The following is a 22,316-nucleotide window of genomic DNA, read 5'->3' on the forward strand; positions in this document are numbered from 1 at the left end:
ATGCCCATCCCCGAAATCACCCCCGCCCGTCTCGCCCAGCTCCTCGAAGGCCCTGTCGAGACCCGCCCCGCCCTGCTGGACGTGCGCTTCCCGCATGAGCACGAGTACGTGGCGCTCCCCGACTCCGTGCTCATCCCGCTGCCGGAGCTGGACGAGCGCGCCGATGAGCTGGAGGCGCTGCGGGGCCGCCCCGTCGTCGTCTACTGCCACCACGGCGTGCGCAGCCTGGATGGCGCCGCGTACCTGCTGTCACGGGGACTGGAGGCGGTGTCGCTGCGCGGGGGCATCGACCTGTACTCGCTCCAGGTCGACCCTTCCCTGCCGCGCTACTGAAGTCCGGGGGCGCCCGCGAGCGAGCCGCTACCCGATGAAGGCCGACAGGTCCTGCGTCTCCTTCTGGACCGAGTTCGGCTTGATGTCGACCTCGAACAGGAAGGGCTCCTTGAGCGGCCCGCCGATGAGCTCGAGCTTGTGCTTGCCCTCCATGAGGTCGATCTTCAGGCCCTTGCCGCCGCCGCCCTGGTACAGGCCCACGTCCTGCCCCCGGCGGCGCACGGTGATGCCGCGCACCGTCTCGGGCTTGAGGAGCAGCTGCAGCGAGCCGCGGCGGAACTCCTGGGTGAGCACCTTGGCCTCGCCCGGCACGCCGAAGGCCAGCGTGTCCGTGTCCTCGGTGTAGATGCCCTGCTGCTCGTTCTCCAGGATGAGCGTGTCCTGCAGGTGCGCGCCCGACACCAGCGTCAGCGGCGTCAGGCCCAGCTCGGTGACGGGCTGCGAGCTGCCGCAGCGCTCCGTGTGCCGCACGGACACCTTCACCCGCTCGTTGGTGTTGACGGTGAGCCGCACACCCTGCCCGTCCGACGCCGTGGCGCTGAGCACCGCGAGGATGGGCTTGTGGAAGATGGCCACCACCGCGAGCATGCCCACGATGAAGCCCACCATGGCGATGTTGCGCCGGGCCACCGGCTGACCCGCGTGGCGGCGCGCGTCCTTCGCCAGCGCGCGGTCCACCTCGTCCTCCTCCCGCACCGCGGGCGCGGAGGCGAGCGAGACGCGGGAGCGTGACGGCGGCGGCGGCGAGGGCATCTCCGCGCGGCTGGAGGTGCGCCGACGCGGCGGGGCCTCCGGCGCGGACACCTGCGACTGCATCCCCGTGCGGCGGCGCGGCGGCGGCGAGGGCTCCGGCGGCGGCAGCATGGTCCGCTCGTCGTCGTCCTCGTCCTCCATCCGCGTGCGCTCGTCCAGGTCCAGCGACGCGGAGGTGCGCGAGCGGCGCGGCGCGGGCGGCTCCACGTCCACCACCGGCGCGGCGCGCGTCATGGAGCGGCGAGGCGGAGGCGGCGCGGGCTCGGGGGGCTCTCCCGGATTCGTCGTGGCGCTGCGCAGGTCCGAGCGCGAGCTGGTGCGGGCCACCTGCGTCACGTTGGCGCTGCTCGGCCGGCGCATCGAGTCCGACGTCCCACCCCGGCGGCGGTTCGGCGCCTCCATGACGCCGGACGGCGCATCCCACTCGCCCGGGTCCTCCTCCACCACCGGCTGCGGCACCGCGCCCGTGCGACGCGCGGGAGGCGGCGGCGCGGAGCGGGACGGCGCGGCGCGGCCCCGCTCGCGCGGAGAGGACGACTCACCCGGAGGCGCCTCCCAGCTCATGTCCGACGACGACGCGCGCCCCCGGCCCCGCTCCTGCTGCGGCGGGGGCGGCGCGGACGGGCCCGAGCTGCCGGACTCCTCGTCCGCCAGCACCACCTGGCCCTGGGCCTTCTCCTCGTTCAGGCGGTCCGCGAACAGCGTCTCCATCAGCTCGGAGATCTGCACCGAGCCCGCCACCCAGCGCTGGCCGACGAGGATCTCCTCGAGCGCCGTCTGGAACTGGCGCGCGTCCCGGTAGCGGTCATCCGAGCTCTTGGCGACGGCCCGCATCACCACCGGATCCATCTCCTCCGGCACGTCCGCCACCTGCGACGGCGGCTGGATGGCACACTCCATGGCGGCCTGGAGCGTGGCCAGCTCCGACTCCCGCTTCAGGGGACGCACGCCGGTGAGCAGTTCGTACAGCACCAGGCCGATGGCGAAGATGTCCGCGCGCCCGTCCAGGGGCTTTCCGGCCGCCTGCTCCGGCGCCATGTACGCGAACTTGCCCTTGATGGCGCCCGACTTGGTGAGCGACGCCTGATCCGCCGCCTTGGCGATGCCGAAGTCCACCAGCTTCACCGAGCCGTCGAAGCTGATGAGGATGTTCTGCGGCGAGATGTCCCGGTGCACCACGCGCAGCGGCCGGCCCGCGTCGTCCGTGCGGCTGTGCGCGTAGTGCAGGCCCTCGCACGCCGCGGCGACGATGCGGATGGCCAGGGGCCGGGCGATCCACTGCCCCGCGCTGGCCGCCTTGCGCATCACCCGGCCCAGGTCCTCGCCGTGGATGAACTCCATGGCGATGTAGTAGGTGCCGTTCGCCTCGCCGAACTCGTAGACCTGGGCGATGTTCGGATGGTTGAAGCGCGCCGCGATGAGCGCCTCGTTCCGGAACATCTCCACGAACTCACGGTCCTCCGCCAGGTGCGGGAGGATGCGCTTGACGACGAGGTTCTTGTGGAAGCCCTCGATGCCCGTCTGGCGCGCAAGCCACACCTCGGCCATGCCGCCGGTGGCAAGCTTCTTCAGGAGCTGATATTTCCCGAAAGATTGAGGGTTCATCCCGGGTCTCTGGCCGGGGGAGTTGGCTCAGGTGGAATGCGTCAGGGCTCGGCATCCTAGAGGACAGCGGTCGCCGAGGCAAAGGTGGCATGTGTGGAGATCGACTGGCGCGCTGATTGCCTGCCTGCTCACGACGGGTGCGGTCGCGGCCACTCCGGGTGCGGATCAACTCCGCACCGAGCGCCGCGGTGACGTCCTGGAGCTGCGCTGGGCGGACGCCGAGGAGCGGCTGCAGGGTACGCTTCACCCCGCCCTGCCCCGCGAGGGCGAGCCCGCGATGCTGTCCCTGCACGTGGGCGCCTTCCAGGGCGCGGAGTTCACCGGGCCGCTGACGCTGACCCTGCACCTGAAGGACTCCCCCTCGCAGCTGACGCGCACGCTGACATACGACGGGGTCAACTGGCACACGCCGCTGGAGTTCGACGAGCCGGGCCTCTACGAACTGGAGGTCCGCTACCAGAACACGCGGCTCAAGGTCCTCACGGGCCACATCACCGTGGCCTCCACGCCCCTGCCCCGCGGCCTGAGCTGGGCGCTGGTCTTCGGCGGCTCGGGCCTGGTGCTCGCGATGGGCGTGAGGGGCGCGCTCAAGCGCCTGCGGGGTACGCCCCCGCCCACCGGAACGTCCGACGTCGGCGCTCCGCCCGCCGTCATCCCGCCGGTGCAGGCGTCCTCGTCCACCGAGCCCCCCGACGCCACCGCACCGGCGCCGGATGCGGCGTCCAACCGGTAACTCCTTCCACCGGCTGATCGACATTCGTACAGGGATGGGTGCCCACGAAGTGGAACTTTCGTTCCCACCGAGGGCTTCGTAACGCCCGCGTCACGACGTTTTCGAGCCCTCTGACGGGCTTGCGTCGCCCACCGCCGTCCGCCACCCGACGTTGTCCAGTCGGGCACCGCTGTTGCACAAGCGCTCTGCCGGCTGCGACGGGGAGGCGGGGACATGGGTGGGTGGCGGTTGGATGATCTGGGGAGGCGGGGTCTCCTCGTCGCGGTCCTCGTGGGTGGACCGGCGTGGGCGACCCCGGCACCCGAGGGTGGCGTGGAGGCAGCGGCCTCCGGTTCCGCCGCCTCGGTGGACTCGCTCTCGGGCGGCGTGGTGGATGGCGTGGAGCCCGTGGACGCGGGGCCCCCCGAGGGCTCCGAGCCGCTGGAGCCAACGCCGGGCCTGACGGAGGGCGCGCTGGCGCAGGCGCTGCCGCCGCGCATCCAACCCGGTGACTCACCGGACGCGGCGCCCCCGACGCCGACCACGAGCGCGGCGCCCACCGTCGAGCCCGCCAAGACGGCGGCGGAGCAGAAGAAGAAAAAGAAGAGGAAGCCCGGCGCGCAGCAGGAGGACTCCATCGGCGAGGACGCCACCGCGCTGGACGACACGCCGGACGACGAAATCCAGACGGTGCGCGTGTTCGGCCGCGTCTATGCGCAGGCCAGCGCGGACCAGCGCGAGAAGTACGCGCGCACGCTGAGCATCAACTCGGCGCGCGTGGGCGTGGCGACGTCGCTGCCCAACCTGGAGGCCGAGGTGAGCGCGGACCTGGCCGACTCGAACATGCTCAAGGACGCCTTCGTGCGGCTGTCCGACGACAACAAGCGCTTCCGCCTCTATGGCGGCCAGTTCAAGTCGCCCTTCCTCCAGCGCCGGCTGGAGGGCGCGTGGAGCCTGCCCATCCAGGGGCGCGGACTCGTGGAGGACTACCTGGGGGACGTGCACGAGCTGGGCGGCCGTCGGCTGGGGCTGATGGGCGAGGTGCGCTTGAAGGGCCTGTGGGACCTGCGCGTCTCCGCGGGCGCGTTCCAGGGCTCGCGCGACGAGCTGGGCGTGCGCACCAAGGAGGACCTGGCCGGACGCATCACCGTGCGTCCGCTCAAGAAGATGCTCACCCTGGGCGTCAGCACGTACGTGGCGGAGGCGCTGGACCGCGCGCGCAGGCACGCGATGGCGGCCGACGCGGAGCTGAAGTTCGGCGCGTTCCACGTCACGGGTGAGGTCGTCACGGGCCGGCTGCCGGTGGGGCCGTTCACCGCGCAACTGCTGCTGGCGAGCTGGACGCTCCCGGTGACGACGGAGTGGGCCCTCCAGCCGGTGGTGGGCGCGGAGGGACTGCAGCTGCGGGGGGATGTGGAGGGCAGGGGCCACTCGTTGCTCGGGGGTCTCAACCTGTTGTTGGGGAGTCGGTTCCGGGGGCAGTTCCAGGTGGAGCGCGCGCTGCGGCCGGGGGACGAGGCGCCGGGCCTCGAGTACTCGCTGCAGCTCGCCACCCGCTTCTAATCACGGAGACACGCCATGCTCTCGTTCGCCGAGGGGGAAGTGACCAGGCTCCGGCGTGAGTTCAAGCTGGTGCTGGAGGAGGAGACGGCGCTCGCGCTGTGCGCGCGCCTGACGCGGGAGTTGAAGGGACAGGTGCCCGAGCCCACGCGCATCGTGTCCGTCTACTTCGACCGGCCGGGCTGCCCTTTGGCGTCGCGCGCGCTGCGCACGCCGGAGGACTGCCTCAAGGTCCGCACGAAGGAGTACTCACCGGACGTGGGCGCGGGGGGCGTGGAGCGCGTGGTGCTGGAGGTGAAGCGCGAGCGCCATGGACTCACACAGAAGCGGCGCGTCTGGGTGCCGCGCTCGGACCTGGGGCGCGTGCTCAGGGGCGGCGCGCGGCTGTTGCCGCTCATCACCGGAGGCAGCCTGCAGCCGGTGCTGGCGGTGACGTATCAGCGCCACGTGTATCAGGCGTCGCAGGCGTGGCGGGTGACGGTGGACCGGGACATCGGCTACCACCAGATTGCCCCGGAGCTGGCCATGTCCCAGCTTGCGCTGACGAGCGAGCGGCTGGGGCCGCCCTTCTTCCGCGAGGGCCGCGTGGTGGTGGAGGTGAAGCACCTGGGGGAGGAGCTGCCCGACTGGCTGTCGTCGCTCAATCCGGGCGGCGCGCCGACGTACAGCAAGTTCGCAGAGGGGATGGCGAGGGCACATGCCTTCGCCGTGGATGGGGTCGCGAGGGGATAGGCACCGTGTTCATCGACTTCGAGGGGATTGACGGCAGCGGCAAGACGACGCTCTCCAACCTGTTGGCCGGGAGGTTGAAGAAGCTCGGCTACCGGGTGGCGCACGCACGGGAAGGAGGCGAGCTGCGCTCGTCCACGGCCCGGCGCGTGCGGGAGCTGACGCGGGACGCTCGCCTGTTGGAGATGTCACCGCGCGCGGAGTTCTTCCTCAACCTGGCGCGCGACGCGCAGCAGTTGGAGGAGGTCGTGGCGCCCGCGCTGTCGCGGGGCGAGGTGTGCATCACGGACCGCTACCTGTACTCGCAGCTGGCGCTGAGCGGGGGAGGCCGGGGGCTGCCCATGTCGGAGCTCAGGCCCGCGTGCGAGCTGGCCTCGCAGGGCCTGTGGCCTGATTTGGTCATCCTGGTGGACGTGGACCCGGACCTGGCCCGCTGGCGCAAGCGGCTGGGCAAGGCGCTGACGAACAAGAGCGAGGCGGGCGACAGCCGCAAGGGCATGGTGGGCGCGGGCCTGGCGGTGCGCGTGCGCGAGTCCTTCCTCGCGCTGGCGAAGGAGGACCCGCGGCGCTGGCTCATCATCGAGAACAACGACGCGCCGCTGCACGTGCTGGAGCAGCGCCTGGTGGACGCGGTGGTGGCGCGGCTGGAGGGTCGGGACACGCCCGTGCAGCGCATCGTCCCCGCCCCCGCGTCGGTGCCCACGGGCCCCGTCGAGGTGGAGAACGTCGAGGCCCGCTTCTTCCAGGCGCTCGACACGGTGGAGCCGCGCGAGCCGGCGCTGGCGGTGTGGATGCTGGGCGGCCTGCCCGGGCTCGCCGCGCATCAGCGACGACTGGACTTCGTGGAGCGCTTCCCCGCCCTCACGGCGCGGGGCCTCCAGGGCCTGGATGACGCGCCCGCGTGGACGCTGCGCGAGGTGCTCGCGCCGCTGGCGCCGGCCCAGGTGGCGGCGAGCCTCCTGGGCCAGACGGGCGCCCGCGCGGCGATGCTGCGGGAGCGGCTGTATGCCCAGGCGCCCGCGGAGGCGCTGCAGGGCCTCAAGGGCGACAGCTCGCCCCAGGCGTGGAGCCTGCGCGAGCGCGGCGTGCGCGACGGGAAGCTGAGCGACGTGCTGCTGGGCCTCTCCGGCGTGGACGGCGAGGAGTCCTGGGTGGTGCGCGAGGCGGGCATGCAGCGGGGGCTGTACGCGGAGGTGGCCCGCAGCCTGGGGGGACTCTCCGACGCCCGCGCGGACGCGCTGCGCGAGGCGCTGCTGCCCCACGACAGGCTCGCGGTGCTGCGCGGGACGCAGGGACTGGACACGCCGGTGGCCCGCGGCCTGCGCGAGGCGCTGGCGGACAAGGCCACCAAGCTGGTGATGCGCTCCCTGACGGGGCTCTCCACCGAGGAGGCCTGGGCGCTGCGCGAGCGCGCCGCGCCGAAGACGAAGGAGGCGCTGGACTCGGTGGACGGGATGAACGACCCGCGGGCGTGGCGCCTGCGGGTGACGCACGCGAGCCGCTGGCCGGCCACCGTGCTCTCCTCGCTCAAGGGCCTGCCCGTGGGACCCGAGGCGCGCGTGCTCATCCAGCGCGTGCTGGAGGCCCATCCCCGGAAGCTGCCCGCGCTGCGCAACGCCTACGCCGTCATCGCCACCGCGGCGGCGCTCGATACCCGGGCCACGCAGGCCCGCGCGAGCCGCCCGGCGGTGGATGCACCCACGCAGCAGGTCGAGCTCTGAGGGAACACACACACCATGGAGGCCTCCATTCCGGCGTTCCTCGAGAGCGCCAAGTCGGAGCTGAACAGCCTGTCCATCACCGTGATGCTGCCGCGGATGCTCGCGGCGGCGCTCATCGGCACGGTGCTGTCGCTGCGGCCCTGGCGGCTGGTCATGCGCCGGGCCCTGCCGAAGGCGGACATGATTCAAGCGCAGGTGCTGCTGTGCGCGGCGGCGGCGGTCATCACCGCCGTCATCGGTGACAGCGTGGCCAAGGCCTTCGGCCTGGTGGGCCTGGGCGGCTTCGTGCGCTTCCGCTCCGGCCTCAAGGATCCGCGCGACGCGGCCATCCTGTTCCTGATGATTGGCCTGGGCATGGCGTGCGGCCACGGCAGCCTGGGGCTGGCGGGCGTGGGCACCGTGTTCGTGGCAGCGCTGCTGTTCGTGCTGGACCTGTTCAACCGCGAGGCGCCCTCGGCGCCGAAGCAGCGGCTGCTGGTGTCCGCCCAGGCCGATGACCTGGTGGGCGCGGAGGCGTCGCTGAGGAGCGCGCTCGGGGAGCGCAACGTGATGGTGAAGAGCTGCGCGCTCGACTTCGACGGGCGGCGGCTGGAGCTGGAAGTGGAGGAGCCCGTGCCCGGCTCGCTGACGGCGGCGCTGGGACGGACGGAGGGCATGCCCCTGCGGGGGCTGCGGTGGACGGCGGTAGGCCCCAAGGGGACACGGGAGGAGCTGACATGACGCGCAGGTGGGTGGTCGCGCTCGCGGCCGGATGGTTGCTCGTGGGATGTGGTGGTGGAGGGAGCCTGCCGGGCGCCGGCCCTGGTGCGTCCAACCCGGACGGAGACGTGGGCCTGCCGGGGGACTCGCAGAACCCCGACCCGTCGAACCCGGACCCGGCGGCCACCACGCTATGGCCGCTGTCGACGGGCTCCGTCTGGGTCTACGACATCCAGGACCCGGTGCACGGCAGGTTCCAGAAGCGGGTGGAGGTGCTCGGCCCGCGCGACGTGCCGGGCGCCCCGGCGGGGACGACGGGCGTGCTGGTGCACAGCCGGCAGGACCGCGTGGCCACGGGCATCCTCTACGAGGAGTACTCGTGGCAGCTCGAGCAGAGCAACGGCCTCGTCGTGCGCCTGCGCGAGGAGGACCACCGCGACGGCGTCCAGGTGCGCACCACCACGTGGAGCCCGGCGACGGTGAAGTCGCTGGCGCGCGCGCCCACGACGGTGCCCTGGGCCTACACCAGCGCCGTGCAGGAGTTCACGGTGCTGGGTGACGGCAGCAAGGACGACAGCGACCCGACCTACACGTGGCGCGTCCTGGAGGTGGGCGTGACGGTGCAGACGCGCGCCGGCACCTTCACCAACGCCGTGAAGGTCCGCCGCGACAAGCTCAACGACGCGGGCGAGGTGAAGGAGGGCAAGGAGCGCACGTACTGGCTGGTGCCGGGCATCGGCAAGGTGCGCGAGGAGGGCGAGCGCACCGAGGACCTGGCCTCCTACGACATCAAGAAGTAGCGCCTGTCCGCTGTCCCAGTGACGGGCGTGCGAGGGCTCGCCTCGCCGCCCGCTCCTTGGCGGGAAGGTTGGATGAAGGTCGCGGAGTGAACGGTTGGGCCTCCGTCCCGAGATGGTTCGGGAGGAGGCTGCATGCATCGGAAGAACCGCTTCACCCCACTTCCCCTCGCCGTGGCCCTGACGTTGGTGTCGGGCATGGCCTCCGCGGGCGTCCTCGCTCGCGACCCTTATCTGCAGAAAGTCGGTCCCGACACGGCCCTGGTGGCGTTCCGCCTGGCGGCCAACTGCTCGCCCGAGGTGCGCTACGGCGTGGGAGCGACCAATGAGGTCGCCCGCTCGAACGACTCGGGCAAGGCCCACGCGGTGGTGCTCACGGGGCTCAAGCCCGGCACCGAGTACACCTATGAGGTCAGCGCCTGCGGCCTGAAGACGCCGGCCAAGAGCTTCAGGACGGCGCCCGTGCCCGGCACGCGCCGCGTGCACTTCGCCGCCATGGGTGACTTCGGCACGGGCGGCTCGGACCAGCGGCGCGTGACGGCCCGGATGGTCCAGACGAAGCCCGAGCTCTTCGTCGCCCTGGGCGACAACGCCTACCCGGACGGCACCGAGGCCGACTTCCAGGAGCACCTCTTCGTGCCCATGGCGGAGCTGCTCTCGCAGGTGCCGCTGTTCGCCTCGCCCGGCAATCACGAGTACGTGACGAACCAGGGCCAGCCGTACCTGGACAACCTCTACATGCCCACCAACAACCCGGAGGGCACGGAGCGCTACTACTCGTTCGACTGGGGGCACGTGCACTTCGTGTCGCTCGACTCCAACTGCGCCATCGGCCTGTCGTCCGCGGAGCGCTGCTCGCTGGCCAGGCAGAAGGCGTGGCTGGAGACGGACCTGGCCGGCACCACGCAGCCGTGGAAGGTCGTCTTCTTCCACCACCCGCCCTGGTCCAGCGGCGAGCACGGCTCGCAGCTCACCATGCGCCGCCAGTTCGCCCCCCTGTTCGAGAAGTACGGCGTGGACCTGGTGCTCACCGGGCATGACCACAACTACGAGCGCAGCAAGCCGATGAAGGGCGACGACGTGGCGTCCTCGGGCGGCATCCCCTACCTGGTGGTGGGTGGCGGCGGCGCGACACTGCGCGCGTTCGACACCAGCCAGCCGGCCTGGAGCGCCATGCGCGACAACAAGGCGTATGGCTTCCTGGACGTGGAGGTGGTCGACGGGCTGCTCACCGCGAACCTCCTGACGACGGACGGCAAGGTGCTCGACAGCCTCACGCTGCGCAAGGACCTGCCGCCCGTGGAAGAGCCGCCCCCGGCGGACGCGCTGAGCGTCACCGTGGAGGGCGAGCGCGGCGTGGCCCCCCACCGCGCGCTCTTCCTGGCGACCACGACTCCGGACGTCCCGGTGAGCTGGGACTTCGGCGACGGCGGCTCGGCCCAGGGCCGCTCCGCGGAGCACACCTACGCCAAGGCGGGCCAGTACACCGTGACGGCCACCGCCACGTTCGGCGCGGTGACGCGCACCGCCACGTCCGTGGTGACCGTCACCTCCGCGTCCGGCGGCGGAGGCGGGGGCACCGACGCGGGCACGCCCGACGAGCGCCCCACGCCCACCCTGCCCGGCACGCCCGGCACCGAGGATGAGCCCGGCGGCGGCTCCGGAGGCTGCGCCGCGGGCCCCGCCGCCACCCTCCTCCCCCTGGCGGGGCTGCTGTTCGCCGGGCTGATGCGTCGGCGCCGGCCCGGCCGCTCCGACTGAAATCCCCCCGCCCTCCCCCCAGGCGCGGGCATCCCCGGGTGTGTCGGCGGGCGCGAAGGGCGTCCGGCGGCCACCCGGGTTTGCTTTCCCCGCTTGTCAACCCGCCCCGGGGATGCAAAGGCCCCTGCACGTCATGGCTCCCCCATCCAAGTCCCGCCGCTTCGCGCGGCCGTCCACGAAGAAGAAGTCCCCCTCCCCTTCGTCCGGAAAGAAGAAGCTCACGGCCGCCGAGCGCGAGCGCTCCACGCGTCCGCTGCGCGAGGACCTGGTGCTCCAGGCCTGCCTGGAGGCATACGCGCTGGTGCGCCACGAAGGCCGGCTGTCGGACCGGGCGTTGGACTTCACCCTGCGCCGCAAGGCCAACCTCTACTCGTCGGAGCGCCGCGCCGTCGCCGAGCGCGTCTATGCCCTGCTGCGCCGCCAGCGCACCGTGGACTTCCTCCTGTCGCGCGCCCACCCGCGCTTCGACTCGCTGGACGCGACGCGGCAGGACGTGCTGCGCCTGGCCACCTCGCGCGTGCTGCACGGCGAGCCCCTCGCCGACGTGGCGCGCACCTCCTCGCTGGCGCCCGGTGACGCACAGGCCCTCTCCGCCCTGCCCCAGGCCGCCGCGGCGCTGGAGGCCCTGCCGGAGAAGAAGCGCTTCCCCATCGCCGCGTCGCTGCCGGACTTCCTCGCCGAGCGCTTCCTCGCGCTGTACGGCAAGGACGCCGCCCGCGCCGCCGAGGCGATGAACGAGCGCGCCCCGCTCACCGTGCGCGCCAACCTCCTGAAGGAGGACCGGGACGCCTTGGCGAAGCGACTCGCCGCCGCGGAGGTGGAGTCGAAGCCCACGGCCCTGTCGCCCATGGGCCTGCACCTGGAGACGCGCCTCAACGTCTTCGCGCTGGAGAGCTTCCGCGAGGGCTTCCTGGAGATCCAGGACGAGGGCAGCCAGCTGCTCGGCATGCTGGTGGACGCGCCGCCCACGCGCGTCGTCGATGCGTGCGCGGGCGCGGGCGGCAAGACGCTCCAGCTGGCCGCGCAGATGAAGAACCGCGGTGACCTCCACGCGCTCGACATCGACGAGCGGCGGATGGAGGACCTCAAGAAGCGCGCGCGCCGCGCGGGGGTGCACAACGTGCGCGCCCAGCTCATCCCCGCGGAGGGGCCGGAGGTGGACACCGCGCTGGAGGCGCTGGTGGGCAAGGCGGACCGGGTGCTGGTGGACGCGCCCTGCAGCGGCACCGGGACGTTCCGCCGCAAGCCGGACGCGCGCTACCGCCTGACGCCGGAGGATTTGGAGACCCACGCCGCCCGGCAGAAGGCGCTGCTGGAGCGCTTCTCGCGGATGGTGAAACCCGGCGGCCGGCTCATCTACGGCACGTGCAGCGTGCTGCGCGAGGAGAACGAGGCCGTCGTCGAGGACTTCCTCGCCCGCCACCCCGAGTACAGCGTGCGCCCCGTCACGGAGCTGTTGGGCGCGGAGCTGGGAGCAAAGCTCGGCCCCGGCCCGTTCCTCAGGCTGGCGCCCCACACCCACGGCACCGACGGCTTCTTCGCGGCCGTCCTCGTCCGGGCGAAGTAGCCTGCCCGGGAAGAAAGGCCCGGCCATGTCCCCCACCGTCGTCCGCTACCGCGTCAGCCTGCCCAGGCCCCACACCCACCTGCTGGAGGTGGAGGCCACCTTTCCCGAGGCAGAGGCCACCCTCGACGCGCGGATGCCGGTGTGGACGCCCGGCAGCTACCTGGTGCGCGAGTTCGCGCGGCACGTCCAGGACGTCACCGCGTCGACGGGGGACGGGACGCCCCTGCCGGTGCGGCGGGTGGACAAGCAGACGTGGCGGGTGGACGCCCAGGGCCAGGCCATCACGCTGCGCTACCGCGTCTACTGCAACGAGCTGACGGTGCGCACCAGCCACGTGGACGGCACGCACGCGTACCTCAACGGCGCCTGCGTGTTCCTCTACACGGACGCGACGCGCGAGCTGGAGCACCACGTCACGGTGGAGGCGCCGGCGGGCTGGACGTCGTTCTGCGCCCTGGGCCAGCGCGACGGGGCCTTCGTGGCGAACGACTACGACACGCTGGTGGACAGCCCCATCGAGGTGGGCCCGCACACACCGCTGACCTTCACCGTGGCGGGCGTGTCCCACGAAGTCGTCGTCTGGGGCGACACGCCGGCGGACCCGGAGCGGTTGTGCTCGGACTTCCAGCGGCTGTGCGAGGTGCAGGCGCGGCTGTTCGGCGGGCTGCCCATGCCGCGCTACCTGTTCCTCCTGTACCTGACGGACAAGGGCCGCGGCGGCCTGGAGCACCAGGCCAGCACCGCCCTGCTCTTCCCGCGCACGGGCCTGTCCACGGGGCGCGGCTGGGAGGACCTGCTCACGCTGGCCGCGCACGAGTACTTCCACCTGTGGATGGTGAAGCGGGTGAAGCCCCGAGCGCTGGTGCCCTTCGACTACTCGAGGGAGAACTACACCGCGCTCCTGTGGGCCTTCGAGGGCACCACCGCGTACTACGACAACCTCATCGTCCGCCGCGCGGGGCTGATGTCCGCGCAGCGCTACCTCACGCGCCTGGGCGAGACGCTCACGGCGCTGCACTCCACGCCGGGCCGACGCACGCAGACGCTCGCGGAGGCGTCGCTGGTGAGCTGGGTGAAGCACTACCGGCCCGACGAGAACTCGCCCAACAGCGCCATCTCCTACTACCTGAAGGGCGAGGTGGTGTCGGCGCTGCTGGACCTGGAGATTCGCCGCGCCACCCGCGACGCGCGCGGGCTGGATGACGTGATGAGGCTGTTGTGGGAGCGCCACGGCGACGGCTCCGGAGTGGGCGAGGACGGCGTGGAGGCGGCCGCGAGCGAGGTGGCGGGCGTGGACCTGTCGACCTTCTTCGAGCGGGGGCTGCGCACGACGGAGGAGCTGGACTACTCGGTCCTCTCGCACGTGGGCCTGGAGGCGAACTTCCGCCCGCGAGAGTCCGCCAGTGACAGAGGCGGCACGCCGCCCAAGGGCAAGGCCACGGAGGCGCGCCCCAAGGGGTGGCTGGGCCTGACGCTCAAGGGGAGCGCCACGGTGGCCACGGTGCTGGACGGCTCACCGGCGCAGGACGCGGGGCTGTACGCGGAGGACGACGTGGTGGCGCTGGACGGCTGGAAGGCGGACGGCGCCGCGCTCGTCGCCCGGTGCGAGGACAAGCGCCCCGGCGAAACGGTGCACGTGACGGTGTTCCGCCGGGACAGGCTCCTGGAGGTGCCGGTGGTGCTGGGCGCCAAGCCCGCGGAGGCGGTGTGGCTGTCGCGCGTGGACAGGCCCACCGAGGCCCAGAAGGCCGCGTACCAGTCCTGGCTCGGCGCCCCCTGGGACGAGGCCCCCGGCGCGGCATAGGCTGCGGGGGACATGTCCTCCGCCTCCATCGCCTGTCGCCAACATCCCCGGGAGCTCGCCGGTTGGCAGTGCCAGTCCTGCGGCGCATCCCTGTGTCCGGAGTGCGCCGTGGGGCGCCGCGTCCAGACGGTGGAGCTGGTGGGGTGCGGCCTGTGCGGAGGCGACACGGAGGTGCTCCACCTCCACCGCGACGTGGTGCCCTTCACCCGTCGGCTGCGCAAGGCCTGGCGCTACCCCTTCTCCGCCGCGGGCCTGCAGCTGCTCGTCGCGCTGAGCATCTTCCTGGGCATGGTGGGGTGGCTGGCGGAGAACTCCTTCCTCGTCATGCGGCCGCCGCTCATCGCCTTCTATGGCGGCCTGTTCTGGGCGACCTTCTTCGGGCTCGTGCGCGAGACGGCGCGCGGCGACACGTCGCTCGACATCCCGGACTTCAGCGACATCTTCCGTGACGCGCTGCTGCCCGGCCTGCGCGGCCTGCTGGTGTTCCTGGTGGCCGGGTTGCCGTCGCTCGTCTACGGGCTGTGGGCGCACCCGGGTGGCAGCGCGAAGCTGGACATGTTCGCCTGGTTCATCCAGTGGCGGATGCCGCCGGGGCTGACGGCGGACCCCGTGTTCTGGCTGCTCGTGGGGGTGGGCGGTCTGTGGCTGCCCATGGGGCTGTTGCTCGCGGCGTCGGAGCACCCCGTCTCGCACATGCTCAACCCGGCCATGGTGCTGCGGCTGGCGCGCGGCCTGGGCTCCGACTACCTGGTGGCCTGCGCCGCGCTCGCGGGGCTGCTCGTCGTCCATGGCGCCGCGCACGTGCTCGCGGCGGCCGTGCGCGCGCTGGGCCTGGTCTTCATCTCCCGCTTCCTCGCGGAGGCCATCACGCTGGTGGTGCCCTTCCTGGCGGCGCACGTGCTGGGCCTCTTGCTGTACGTGCGCGGAGACCGCGTGGGCTACGGCGAGCCGAGCGACTACGTGGCGCCCGTGCTGGGGAACGCCCAGCCCACCCGGGGATCCGCCCCGCTGGGGGGAGCCGGCGTGCAGCGGGACACTCCCACGCGGGAAGCGGAGTCCCCCGGAGAGGAAACACCCGGCGCACCCGTGGGCGCCGACGAGCGGCTCGCCGCCCTCGCGCTGGCGGTGGGTGGGCGCGACGTGGCCCGGGCGCTGGAGCTGTATGCCGCGCTGGAGCAACTGCCCGCCGCGAGGGTGCCCTCCGAGCACCACCTGTTCATCGGCCAGGCCGCGGCGGTGGAAGGAAACTTCCCACTGGCTGTCACCGCGCTGGAACGCGCCGCGGACGTGGCACCGGATTCGCCCACCGCGCCCAGGGCGCTCGTCATGCTGGCGCGCGTGCTGGGTGAGCGGATGAATGACGCGGCGCGCGCGGAGGAGGTCTACCAGTACGTGCAACACCGCTATCCGGATACCCAGGCCGCGAGATTCGCGAGCGAGCGCAGCCGGCCCCGGCCTGATTGAACCGGGCATTGCCGCGCGCGGGCATCGGCATCACCTTCCCGTGCATGATTCGGGCGTGTGGATGGGTGGGTGGGCTCCTCGGACTCGGCATGTTGCTGTCCGGCTGTGACGACGCGCCTCGCATGTCGCGAGGCCATGACGAGTGCGAGACGACGCTGATGGCCGTGCGCGTGGCCGTCGTCTCCGCGGACGGCGCCCGCGTGCGCGGCGCCACCGTCACCGCCACCAACGTGGCCTCCAACGTCAGCATCTCCGGCGTCACCGGCTCCGACGGCGTCACCACCGCCGTCAACGAGACGCTGGCGCCCAGCCCGGTGCGAGTCACGGCCACCGCCGGCTCCAAGGTGTCCCCCGCCTCCCACGTGGAGTGGGTGTGTGACACCTGCAACTGCGTCCCCGAGCCGTCCGAATTGACCCTGGAGTTGAGCCCCTGACAGGCCCTCGGGCCTCCAACTTCCCGGACATCTCACGGATTTCCATGTGAGATGGCACCGCAGAGGTTGTGTTCGGCCGGTCCGATGCGGTACGGCTTGGAGCCATGCGTCAGACCCGCATGCTCGCCACCTCCCCCCTCTTCCTCGTCCTCGGAGCCTCCCAGCGTGCGGGCGCTCCCGTGTGTACGGCGGTGGGGACGTGTTGTGGCGGGAGCCGCGTTCCCCCCCTGGGGAGCCCCGCGTGGCGTCCTACCGTTCCGGTAGCTCTTCGGGTCCGCCAGCATGTCCATCGATAGCCGGGAGCAGTGGCTCCAGTGCGCGCTCGGCGAGCTGACCGAGCGCTTCGTCAACCAGGCACACCCCATCCCCTCGGGCCTGCTGGAGGCGCTGGACGCGGACCCGCGTCGAGGCGCCCAGTCCCTGGCGCGGCGCATCCGCGCGAGGCAGGAGCGCAACCGCTCGGAGGGCCAGCGGCTGCGGCACCTGCTGCGCTTCGAGACGGAGCTGTGGGAGCAGGGGCTCGTGCACGTGGCGGGGGTGGACGAGGCGGGCATGGCGCCGCTCGCGGGCCCCGTCGTGGCGGCCGCCGCGGTGCTGCCCAGGAGCTACCGGCTCAAGGGCCTGGACGACTCCAAGAAGGTGCTGGACGCGCAGAAGCGCGAGGCGCTGGCGGAGTCGCTCAAGCGCGACGTCGTCGCCTGGGCGGTGGGCCGGGCGGAGGTCGAGGAGATCGACCAGCTCAACATCTACCACGCGGGGCTGTTGGCCATGCGCCGCGCGGTGGAGGGGCTGGGGCTCAAGCCCGACTACGTGTTGGTGGATGCGCGGACGATTCCGCAGTGCCCGGCGCCGCAGCGAGGCATCATCAAGGGTGACTCGCTCTCGATGAGCATCGCCGCGGCGTCCATCCTGGCCAAGACGACGCGCGACCGGCTGATGGCGGAGCTGGACCAACGCTACCCGGGCTACGGCCTGGCCGACCACAAGGGTTACCCGACGGCGCGCCACGTCCAGGCGCTGCGGGAGAAGGGAGTGCTGCCCATCCACCGACGCAGCTTCGGTCCGGTGAAGGAGGTGCTCGGGCTGGTGGAGCCCGGTGAGCCGTCCCCTGCTCAGGCGGAGCTGTTCCGCGTGGAGCCCATCGCGACGACGAGGCGCAAGTCATGAGCACGGACCGAGACATCGACGGTTGGCTGTCGGAGCGGGGCATCACCCTCACGGACGCGAAGCTGCGCGCGCGAGCGGTGCTGGAGGAGGCGGGCCTCACCCGTCCCGGCAAGGCGCGGATGAGCGAGCCCAAGCTGCTCAAGGCGGCCCAGGTGCTGGACGGGCGGTTCTTCCCCGTGTGCTCGGATGGGGCGTGCGTGAAGGTGGCCCAGGCGAGCGGCCGGGAGCCCTTGCGCGTGGAGCCTCGCAGCCACTGCGCCAGGTGCGGGGGTTCGGCGAACCACCGGGCGGAGGTGGCCTTCGTGGAGACGTGTCACCGGCTCGGCGTGAGCAAGGTGGTGGTGGTGGGAGGCTCGCCCGCGGTGCGCGAGGAGCTGGAGTCGAAGCTCGGGCCGCACATCGACCTGCGCATGGTGGACGGCACGGAGCGGCGCACGTCGGACCGGGCCCGCAGTGACTTGGAGTGGGCGGACCTGGTGCTGGTGTGGGGCGCCACGGAGCTGCACCACAAGGTGAGCGGGCACTACACGCATGGAGGCCCGGCCTACAGTCGCAAGGTCGTCCACGTGGTGCGTCGGGGAGTGGCCGCGCTGCTCGAGGAGGGCATGACGCACCTGGAGCGGGCACGCTGATCCGCCAACAGTGCCGCACGGAGCCCTTGCCCCGTGCGGCCGGCGCCGTCAGTCTTCCGGGATGAAGACCGAGCTCATCCTGCTGCGGCACGGCGAGACGGAGTGGAACGCGAAGGGGCTCTTGCAGGGCCACCAGGACAGCCCGCTGAGCCCCGAGGGCGTGCGGCAGGCGGACGCGCTCGCGGCGCGGCTGGTGACGGTGTCCTTCAGCGCGCTGTATTGCAGTGATCTGGGCCGGGCGGTGCAGACGGCGAGGCGCATCGCCGCGCGCACGGGGCACGACGTGCGCCCGGATGCCCGGCTGCGCGAGCGGGGGCTGGGCGTCCTGGAGGGGCTCACCCGCGAGGAGGCGAGCCGCCGTCACCCGGAGGTCTTCGGCGCGTACGCCACCAACGCCCCGGACTTCGTCGTCCCCGGTGGGGAGAGCACGTCCCAGCGGCTGGGCCACGCGGTGGAGTGCCTGGGCGAGGTCGGCACCCGCCATGCGGGCGAGCGCGTGGTGGTGGTGATGCACGGCGGCGTGCTGAGCAGCTTCTTCCGCCACAGCCTGGGCATTCCGCCGGCCACGCCCCGCGCATTCTCGGTGCTCAACGCGTGTTGGAACCAGTTCGACTACCACCAGGGCGCGTTCCGCCTGGTGACGTGGGGCGACATCACCCACCTCAAGGAGCTGAGCGCGGACGACTCCTCCGCGCGCTGAGGAGAGGTCCCCACGCCACGGAGGTGTCGCGCGACCTGGCCGCCACGCGGCACCCGGACGCAGTGGAAGGCGCACGGCGCCTCATCAACACGGGGCCTCGCGCCCTCCACGCGCCAAGATGCGGGCGGTGGAAGGTGCGCTGCGCCTCATCAGCACGGGGGCTCGCGCCCTCCACACGCAACGACGCGGGCTCTCGACGAGGGGAGCGTCAGCCCAGGACCGCGCCCCGCGCCCTCCAACTGGAACGGCGCGGGGCCTCGTTGACGCGTCAGACCTCGGCGCGCTTGCCCGACTCGGCGCGCGCGGTGCGCAGGGGACTCTGCTGCGGCGCCTCCACGAACTCGCGCGCCTCCGCCACCGCGCGCAGCACCACCTCGGCGCCGAGCTTCATCTGCTCCACCGAGTGCGACGACATCACCTGCATGCGGAAGCGAGACTCGCGGATGCGCACCGCGGGGTACTCCACCATGTTGGGGAACACGCCGCGCTCGAACACGAGCCTGCCCGCGACCCTCGCGACCTTCGGGTCGCCCACCGGTACGGGCACCACGTTGGAGGGCTCCCCCAGACACTTCACCCCGCCCTCGGCGAACGCGGCGCGCAGCGCGAGGATGTTCTCCATCGCCTTCGCGCGCAGCACCTCGCCCTCGTCCGAGCGGACGATGCGCAATGACTCGAGCGCCACCGCCGCCTGCACCGGAAGGATGGCATTGGAGAAGATGTGCGGCCCGCCCATGACCCGCACGAACTGGCGCACCGCCGGCGAGCGCGTCGCCACGAAGCCACCGTTCGACGAGAACGTCTTGGAGAACGAGCCCACCACCAGGTCCACCTTCCCCAACAGCCCCTGCGCTCCCAGGCTGCCCGTGCCGCGAGGGCCCAGCGCGCCCAGATCATGCGCCACGTCCACCAGCAGCGTCGCGCCGAACTCGTGACAGAGGTTCTGCAGCTCCTCGATGCGAGGAATGTCCGAGTCCATGGAGAACAGGCCCTCGGTGACCACGAGGATGCCATTGGCCGTGTCGTGGGCGCGCAGCTCCTGGAGCTTGCGGCGCATCGCGCGGTTGCTCAGGTGCGGCACCCGGCTCACCTTCTGCGTCGCCGCGCTGGCGCCCTGCTGGAGGCTCGCGTGCGACAGCGCGTCCAGCACCACGTGGTCCTCCGGACGCACCAGCCCCGCGATGGCGCCGAAGCCCGCGCCCCACCCCGTCGCGAACAGCGCCACGTACGGCATCTCCAGATGCTCTCCGAGCGCCTGCTCCAGTTGGAGTCCCGGCGTCGTGTTGCCACCGAACATCCCGGAGCCGGCGCTGTGCACGCCGTAGTCCCGGATGGACCGATGCGCCGCCTCGACCACCGCTGGATGCGTGGACAATGACAGATAGTCCTGCGAGCCGAAGTTCACCCCGTGCCGCGCCACCCCACCCTCGCTGCGCACGCCACACTCAGCGGTCGGCGCGCCCTCCAGGCTGCGCGAGTACGGCCACAATCCTGTCTGTCGCCGTGACTCCTGCCATTGGAAGAACGCCTCCGTCCGAGCCAGCAGATCAGGGCCGGTCGGATGCGTGTAATTGGCGATGAAATGGGTGAACAACGGCGAATCGAGCTGATCGCGTAGATTCATGAACACATCCGAGGGGGAGGGGGAACGACGCTGGAACAGGACCTGGCACGTCGCGCTCGGGGGGGTGAGCGCGGCCTTTAATGCCCCTGCATCTTTCCAGTGTCAACAACTCCCCAACACCCGGATATTTCGAATTATGAGTGCGGACCAACCTTCATACGTTGGGTGAAATCCGATTGCGTTTCAAACCCTCGGAGTCCTGTCGTTGTAACACGACGTGACACATCCATCTTGAGAAGCGGAGGGCCCATGGGACCCTCCGCGCCTCCATGCGCTACTCGTCGTTCTGCTGGAGCGCCGCGAGGACATGGAGGTCCTCGAGCGTGGTGGTGTCTCCCGATGCCTGCTTGCCCGCGGCCACGTCGCGCAGGAGCCGCCGCATGATCTTCCCGGAGCGTGTCTTGGGTAGCGCCTCCGCGAAGCGGATCTCATCCGGCCGCGCGATGGCGCCAATCTCCTTGGAGACGTGCTGGGCCAATTCCTTCTTCAGCTCCGGTGAGGGCACGTTGCCCTGCTTGAGCGTGACGAAGGCCACGAGCGCGGTGCCCTTGAGGTCATCGGGGCGGCCCACGACGGCGGCCTCGGACACGAGCTTGTGGGCGACGAGCGCGCTCTCCACCTCGGCGGTGCCAAGCCGGTGGCCCGCGACATTGACGACGTCGTCCACGCGGCCCATCAGCCAGAAGTAGCCGTCCATGTCCGTGCGCGCGCCGTCGCCGGTGAAGTACTTGCCAGGCAGCTCGCTGAAGTACGTGCGCACGTAGCGGTCCGGGTCGCCGTACACGGTGCGCAGCATGGAGGGCCACGGCCTCGTGACGAAGAGCAGGCCGCCCTGCCCCTTCGGCACCGCGTTGCCCGCGCGGTCCAGGATCTCCGCGTGGATGCCGGGCAGCGGCAGCGTGGCCGAGCCCGGCTTGGTGGGCGTCGCGCCCGGCAGCGGCGAAATCATGATGCCGCCCGTCTCCGTCTGCCACCACGTGTCCACGACGGGGCAGCGGCCCTGACCGATGACGTCGCGGTACCACATCCACGCCTCGGGGTTGATGGGCTCGCCCACGCTGCCCAGCAGGCGCAGCGAGGACAGGTTCTTCTTGCGCGGGTGCTCGTCGCCCAATCGCATGAAGGCGCGGATGGCCGTGGGCGCGGTGTAGAGGATGGTGGCCCTGTAGCGCTCGATGATGTCCCAGAAGCGGTCCGGCCCCGGGTGCGTGGGCGCGCCCTCGTAGATGACGGTGGTGGCGCCGTTCATCAGCGGCCCGTAGACGACGTAGCTGTGGCCCGTCACCCAGCCCACGTCGGCGGTGCACCAGTAGACGTCATCCTCGCGCAAGTCGAACACCCAGCGCGTGGTGAGCGAGGCGACCACCGCGTAGCCCGCCGTGGTGTGCAGCACGCCCTTGGGCTTCCCGGTGGAGCCGGACGTGTAGAGGATGAACAGCGGGTGCTCGCTCTCCACCCACTCCGGCTCGCACGTGTCGGACTGGCCGTTGACCAGCACGTCCCACGCCACCATGCGCGGGTCGGTGAGCGCCAGCGCGTCTCCCGTGCGGCGCGCCACCACCACCTTCTCCACGCTGGGCATGTTCTCCAGCGCGGCCTCCACGTTCTTGAGCAGCGGCACCACCGCGCCCTTGCGCCAGCCGCCGTCCGCGGTGAGCACCACCTTGGCGCCCGCGTCCTTCATGCGCTCCTGGAGCGCCTCCGCGGAGAAGCCGCCGAACACCACCGAGTGCACCGCGCCGATGCGCGCGCACGCCAGCATCGCCACCGCGGCCTCGGGCACCATGGGCAGGTAGATGCCCACGCGGTCCCCCTTCTTGACGCCCAGGGACTTCAGCCCGTTGGCCAGCCGGTTCACCTCGACGGCGAGCTGCCCGTACGTGAGGGTGCGCCGGTCTCCGGGCTCACCCTCGAAGAGGATGGCGGGCTTGTCGCGGCGCGTGGCCAGGTGCCGGTCCAGACAGTTGTAGGCCAGGTTGGTGCGCCCCTCGACGAACCAGCGCGCGTGTGGCGGCTTCCAGTCGAGCACCGTCTGGAAGGGCTCCTTCCAGTAGAGCTCCTCGCGAGCGCGCTCGCCCCAGTACTTGTCCGGATCTCGAGCGGCCTCGTCCCACAGCCGCTGGTAGTCCTCCATGCTCTTCAGGTGAGCACGCTGGGAGAACTCCTGGGGCGGTGGGAAGACGCGGGTCTCGGTCAGGACCGAGGAGATTTCTTGCTGCGTTTCAGCCATGGGCTCCTCCGCAGAGTGGGCGAC

Annotated in this window: 18 protein-coding genes; 15 read left to right on the forward strand and 3 right to left on the reverse strand. The window is 71.7% G+C overall.

All coding sequences use genetic code 11. The annotated features are described in order from the left end of the window. On the forward strand, nucleotides 1–333 hold the full coding sequence (locus VZQ01_RS03385; protein WP_223746712.1) for a rhodanese-like domain-containing protein: 333 nt from the start codon (nucleotides 1–3) through the stop codon (nucleotides 331–333). Nucleotides 334–360: 27 nt separating this feature from the next. Here VZQ01_RS03385 and VZQ01_RS03390 read toward each other — a convergent pair whose 3' ends face one another. After that, complete coding sequence (locus VZQ01_RS03390) at nucleotides 361–2,691, reverse strand: serine/threonine-protein kinase (RefSeq protein ID WP_223746711.1); 2,331 nt, start codon at nucleotides 2,689–2,691, stop codon at nucleotides 361–363. A gap of 91 nt (nucleotides 2,692–2,782) precedes the next feature. Here VZQ01_RS03390 and VZQ01_RS03395 point away from each other — a divergent pair, with 91 nt between their 5' ends. The 14 genes from VZQ01_RS03395 (at nucleotide 2,783) to VZQ01_RS03460 (ending at nucleotide 18,438) form a co-directional block, all read left to right on the forward strand. Next, nucleotides 2,783–3,424, forward strand: coding sequence for a hypothetical protein (locus VZQ01_RS03395; RefSeq protein ID WP_426746893.1), 642 nt, complete (start codon nucleotides 2,783–2,785; stop codon nucleotides 3,422–3,424). A 312-nt stretch (nucleotides 3,425–3,736) separates the two neighbouring features. Next, on the forward strand, nucleotides 3,737–4,966 hold the full coding sequence (locus VZQ01_RS03400) for a putative porin (protein WP_420715314.1): 1,230 nt from the start codon (nucleotides 3,737–3,739) through the stop codon (nucleotides 4,964–4,966). Between the two features lie 15 nt (nucleotides 4,967–4,981). Further along, nucleotides 4,982–5,695, forward strand: a complete 714-nt coding sequence (locus VZQ01_RS03405) for a VTC domain-containing protein (RefSeq protein ID WP_267696766.1) — start codon at nucleotides 4,982–4,984, stop codon at nucleotides 5,693–5,695. 5 nt (nucleotides 5,696–5,700) lie between these two features. Next, complete coding sequence (gene tmk, locus VZQ01_RS03410) at nucleotides 5,701–7,413, forward strand: dTMP kinase (protein WP_426746894.1); 1,713 nt, start codon at nucleotides 5,701–5,703, stop codon at nucleotides 7,411–7,413. A gap of 15 nt (nucleotides 7,414–7,428) precedes the next feature. Continuing rightward, on the forward strand, nucleotides 7,429–8,133 hold the full coding sequence (locus tag VZQ01_RS03415) for a DUF4956 domain-containing protein (RefSeq protein ID WP_223746706.1): 705 nt from the start codon (nucleotides 7,429–7,431) through the stop codon (nucleotides 8,131–8,133). Further along, nucleotides 8,130–8,912: a hypothetical protein gene (locus tag VZQ01_RS03420; protein WP_223746705.1), complete on the forward strand. Its 783-nt coding sequence runs from the start codon at nucleotides 8,130–8,132 to the stop codon at nucleotides 8,910–8,912. The genes VZQ01_RS03415 and VZQ01_RS03420 overlap by 4 nt, the downstream gene beginning before the upstream one ends. 132 nt (nucleotides 8,913–9,044) lie before the next feature. Continuing rightward, entirely contained in the window at nucleotides 9,045–10,670 is a 1,626-nt protein-coding gene (locus VZQ01_RS03425; RefSeq protein ID WP_426746895.1) for a metallophosphoesterase, read from the forward strand. Between the two features lie 133 nt (nucleotides 10,671–10,803). Then, on the forward strand, nucleotides 10,804–12,237 hold the full coding sequence (locus tag VZQ01_RS03430; protein ID WP_426746896.1) for an RsmB/NOP family class I SAM-dependent RNA methyltransferase: 1,434 nt from the start codon (nucleotides 10,804–10,806) through the stop codon (nucleotides 12,235–12,237). Between the two features lie 25 nt (nucleotides 12,238–12,262). Then, nucleotides 12,263–14,041, forward strand: coding sequence for a M61 family metallopeptidase (locus VZQ01_RS03435; protein WP_426746897.1), 1,779 nt, complete (start codon nucleotides 12,263–12,265; stop codon nucleotides 14,039–14,041). A gap of 108 nt (nucleotides 14,042–14,149) precedes the next feature. Then, nucleotides 14,150–15,505 carry a tetratricopeptide repeat protein gene (locus tag VZQ01_RS03440; protein ID WP_426746898.1) on the forward strand — a complete coding sequence of 452 codons (1,356 nt, stop codon included), beginning with the start codon at nucleotides 14,150–14,152 and terminating at the stop codon, nucleotides 15,503–15,505. Between the two features lie 89 nt (nucleotides 15,506–15,594). Continuing rightward, nucleotides 15,595–15,939 carry a carboxypeptidase-like regulatory domain-containing protein gene (locus tag VZQ01_RS03445; protein ID WP_408890881.1) on the forward strand — a complete coding sequence of 115 codons (345 nt, stop codon included), beginning with the start codon at nucleotides 15,595–15,597 and terminating at the stop codon, nucleotides 15,937–15,939. Between the two features lie 282 nt (nucleotides 15,940–16,221). Then, a complete protein-coding gene (gene rnhB, locus VZQ01_RS03450; RefSeq protein WP_223746699.1) occupies nucleotides 16,222–17,106 on the forward strand; it encodes a ribonuclease HII in 885 nt (294 codons plus the stop codon). Continuing rightward, nucleotides 17,103–17,738, forward strand: coding sequence for a hypothetical protein (locus VZQ01_RS03455; RefSeq protein WP_141326561.1), 636 nt, complete (start codon nucleotides 17,103–17,105; stop codon nucleotides 17,736–17,738). The genes rnhB and VZQ01_RS03455 overlap by 4 nt, the downstream gene beginning before the upstream one ends. Nucleotides 17,739–17,799: 61 nt before the next feature. Then, nucleotides 17,800–18,438 (forward strand): histidine phosphatase family protein, encoded by a 639-nt coding sequence (locus VZQ01_RS03460; protein WP_223783054.1) that lies wholly within the window; start codon nucleotides 17,800–17,802, stop codon nucleotides 18,436–18,438. Nucleotides 18,439–18,706: 268 nt separating this feature from the next. Here the strand turns inward: VZQ01_RS03460 and VZQ01_RS03465 are convergent, their stop codons facing one another. Beyond that, entirely contained in the window at nucleotides 18,707–20,062 is a 1,356-nt protein-coding gene (locus VZQ01_RS03465) for an aminotransferase class I/II-fold pyridoxal phosphate-dependent enzyme (RefSeq protein WP_223746697.1), read from the reverse strand. 274 nt (nucleotides 20,063–20,336) lie between these two features. Next, nucleotides 20,337–22,292 (reverse strand): acetate--CoA ligase, encoded by a 1,956-nt coding sequence (gene acs, locus VZQ01_RS03470; protein ID WP_426746900.1) that lies wholly within the window; start codon nucleotides 22,290–22,292, stop codon nucleotides 20,337–20,339. Between the last annotated feature and the right edge of the window lie 24 nt (nucleotides 22,293–22,316).

It is taken from the genome of Myxococcus faecalis (assembly GCF_050039385.1).
Taxonomy (GTDB): Bacteria; Myxococcota; Myxococcia; order Myxococcales; family Myxococcaceae; genus Myxococcus; species Myxococcus fulvus.

Bases quoted from the DNA above. Each gene is read 5' to 3' on its own strand.
- VZQ01_RS03385 (WP_223746712.1), top strand. From the start codon at position 1: ATGCCCATCCCCGAAATCACCCCCGCCCGTCTCGCCCAGCTCCTCGAA.
- VZQ01_RS03390 (WP_223746711.1), bottom strand. From the start codon at position 2,691: ATGAACCCTCAATCTTTCGGGAAATATCAGCTCCTGAAGAAGCTTGCC.
- VZQ01_RS03405 (WP_267696766.1), top strand. From the start codon at position 4,982: ATGCTCTCGTTCGCCGAGGGGGAAGTGACCAGGCTCCGGCGTGAGTTC.
- VZQ01_RS03415 (WP_223746706.1), top strand. From the start codon at position 7,429: ATGGAGGCCTCCATTCCGGCGTTCCTCGAGAGCGCCAAGTCGGAGCTG.
- VZQ01_RS03420 (WP_223746705.1), top strand. From the start codon at position 8,130: ATGACGCGCAGGTGGGTGGTCGCGCTCGCGGCCGGATGGTTGCTCGTG.
- VZQ01_RS03425 (WP_426746895.1), top strand. From the start codon at position 9,045: ATGCATCGGAAGAACCGCTTCACCCCACTTCCCCTCGCCGTGGCCCTG.
- VZQ01_RS03430 (WP_426746896.1), top strand. From the start codon at position 10,804: ATGGCTCCCCCATCCAAGTCCCGCCGCTTCGCGCGGCCGTCCACGAAG.
- VZQ01_RS03435 (WP_426746897.1), top strand. From the start codon at position 12,263: ATGTCCCCCACCGTCGTCCGCTACCGCGTCAGCCTGCCCAGGCCCCAC.
- VZQ01_RS03445 (WP_408890881.1), top strand. From the start codon at position 15,595: ATGTTGCTGTCCGGCTGTGACGACGCGCCTCGCATGTCGCGAGGCCAT.
- rnhB (WP_223746699.1), top strand. From the start codon at position 16,222: ATGTCCATCGATAGCCGGGAGCAGTGGCTCCAGTGCGCGCTCGGCGAG.
- VZQ01_RS03455 (WP_141326561.1), top strand. From the start codon at position 17,103: ATGAGCACGGACCGAGACATCGACGGTTGGCTGTCGGAGCGGGGCATC.
- VZQ01_RS03460 (WP_223783054.1), top strand. From the start codon at position 17,800: ATGAAGACCGAGCTCATCCTGCTGCGGCACGGCGAGACGGAGTGGAAC.
- VZQ01_RS03465 (WP_223746697.1), bottom strand. From the start codon at position 20,062: ATGAATCTACGCGATCAGCTCGATTCGCCGTTGTTCACCCATTTCATC.
- acs (WP_426746900.1), bottom strand. From the start codon at position 22,292: ATGGCTGAAACGCAGCAAGAAATCTCCTCGGTCCTGACCGAGACCCGC.